We start from the raw sequence: 2031 nt of genomic DNA, 5'->3' as shown, positions 1-2031 counted from the left end.
GGCCGAGGACGCGCGCCGCATCGCCGCCGCGCGTCACGACGCGGCCCTGCTGGAGCCGTACGCCAGTGGCGTCTACGTCAACGTGCTCGCCGACGACGGCGCCGCCGGCGTCCGCCGGGCCTACCCGCCGGCCAAGCTGGCCCGCCTCGCGGCGGTCAAGCGGGAGTACGACCCGGAGAACGTGTTCCACCTCAACCAGAACATCCCGCCGGCGTGAGCGACGGGTCGTGGCGCGTCAGCTCCTGAACCAGGTCAGAGCGCCCCGCCCGCCGCGCGCGGGGCCGCCGCCGACTCGCCCGAGTCGCCGATCGTCTCGCGGGCCACGTAGTTCTCCAGGTCGAACAGGTTGTCACCGGCGCGCCTGGCCACGGTGACCAGGGTGTTGGCCGCGGCGACCTCCTCGACCTGCTCCTCCAGGAACCACAGCAGGAACTGCTCGCCCAGGGCGTCGCCCTCGGCGCGGGCCGCGTTGAAGATGGCCTCGATCTGCCGGGTGACCTGCTGCTCCTGGTCGAGCGCGAGCTGCAGGGGCTCCAGCACGTCCTTGAAGTCGTTGCGCACCTCGGGCGTGCCCGGGATCGCCACGGGCAGGGACCGGTCCAGGTGGTACTGGACGATCATCATGCCGTGGTTGCGCTCCTCCAGCGCCTGCCGGTAGAAGTGCGCGGCGAGCTGGGGCAGGTCGTGGCTGTCGAACCAGACCGCGATCGCCACGTACTGGAGGTGCGCCGCGAACTCGTGCCCCACCTGCTCGCCCAGCAGCCGCAGGTACTCGGAGTTCTCCTCGTGGGTCGTCATGGGGCCAACGCTAGGTCATCCACCGGGGGTCATCTCGCGGGCGTCGTCTCCCGGGGCGCGCGCGGCGGCCCGTCAGAGCTCGGGGGCAAGACCGCGCGCGGTGTCCAGCAGGGTGGTCCTGGCCGGCACGAACGACATCCCGAGCAGCCGCCGGGCCTTGTCGTTGCTGATCGCCAGGGGTGGCAGCCCGCCGGCGGCGGGCTGCTCCACCGTCGCGATCTCCACCCCGAGCTCGCGCCGCAGCAGCTCGATCACCCAGCCCCAGGTCACCACGTCGCCGCTCGTGAGGAGGATGCGCTCGCCGACCGCGGCCGGCGTCGTCATGGCGCGCACGTGCGCCTCGGCGACGTCGCGCACGTCGACGACGCCGAACCGCATCCGGGGCAGCGCCGCCAGGTCGCCGGTCAGCATGGCGCCGACCGCGCCGACCGAGGTGGACAGCCGACCGCCCAGCACCGGACCGAAGATGCCGGTCGGGTTGAGCACGGTCAGCCCCAGCGGCGTCCGCGGGCCGGTGTCCTGCTCGGCGACGAAGTCCCAGGCGGCCCGCTCGGCCAGCACCTTCGAGCGGATGTAGGGGTCGTCGGGGTGGTCGAGGTCGGTCCAGTCGCGCTCGTCGTACGGCCGCTCGTCGGGCCGTGCGGTGGGCGGGCCGTACCCGACGGCGGCGAACGACGACGTCAGCACGACCTGCGCCGCGCCGGCGTCCCGTGCGTGGCGCAGCACCCGGAGCGTGCCCTCGACAGCCGGCACGATCACCTCGTCGGCCCGCTCGGGCGGCACCGACAGGAACGGCGAGGCGACGTGGTGGACCACCGACACGCCGGCCAGAGCCTCGGCCCAGCCCGCGTCGACGTCCAGGGAGGTCACGACCGTCTCCAGACGGTCGCCGGGGTCGACGCCGGCCGCCCGCACCAGGTGCCCGACGGCGTCGGCGCGGCCGGCGTCGCGTACGGTGGCGCGGACGCGATACCCGCGCTCCAGCAGGGTGGCGACAAGGTGGCCGCCGACGTAGCCGGTGCCGCCGGTCACGAGGACCGGTTTCTCGGACGGCGCGGTTTCGGGCAGGACAGGTCCAGTCATGGTGCTGCTCCTCGGATGGGTGCGGGTGTCTACGGAAGTGCGGGGAAGGGTCGCGTGCTCAGAACCGCGACATCGCCGAGAGCGTCCGGTCGGTCGCCTGCCGCTCGGCGTCGGCGTCGCCGTCCACGCGGGCCTGCCACAGGTCGGCCT

The 2031-nt window shown here is 73.7% G+C and carries 3 protein-coding genes; 1 reads left to right on the top strand and 2 read right to left on the bottom strand.

Annotated features, from left to right (window positions below; genetic code table 11):
- Positions 1 to 217: BBE domain-containing protein (locus tag PROKR_RS34340; protein WP_036962242.1), on the top strand; the 217-nt coding region annotated here is incomplete at its 5' end.
- A 35-nt stretch (positions 218 to 252) separates the two neighbouring features.
- On the opposite strand, the gene PROKR_RS08945 is transcribed toward PROKR_RS34340, so the two are convergent.
- Complete coding sequence (locus tag PROKR_RS08945; RefSeq protein ID WP_036962240.1) at positions 253 to 798, bottom strand: ferritin; 546 nt, start codon at positions 796 to 798, stop codon at positions 253 to 255.
- A gap of 72 nt (positions 799 to 870) precedes the next feature.
- Positions 871 to 1881, bottom strand: a complete 1011-nt coding sequence (locus PROKR_RS08940) for an NAD-dependent epimerase/dehydratase family protein (RefSeq protein WP_036962238.1) — start codon at positions 1879 to 1881, stop codon at positions 871 to 873.
- Between the last annotated feature and the right edge of the window lie 150 nt (positions 1882 to 2031).

The organism is Promicromonospora kroppenstedtii DSM 19349 (genome assembly GCF_000515355.1).
Taxonomy (GTDB): Bacteria; Actinomycetota; Actinomycetes; order Actinomycetales; family Cellulomonadaceae; genus Promicromonospora; species Promicromonospora kroppenstedtii.
The sequence above is the reverse complement of the archived record's forward strand: the minus strand, read 5'-3'. Positions and strand labels throughout refer to the sequence as shown.

What these genes read in the sequence shown, in the direction of transcription:
- PROKR_RS08945 (WP_036962240.1), bottom strand. Translation starts at nt 798, where the DNA reads ATGACGACCCACGAGGAGAACTCCGAGTACCTGCGGCTGCTGGGCGAG.
- PROKR_RS08940 (WP_036962238.1), bottom strand. Translation starts at nt 1,881, where the DNA reads ATGACTGGACCTGTCCTGCCCGAAACCGCGCCGTCCGAGAAACCGGTC.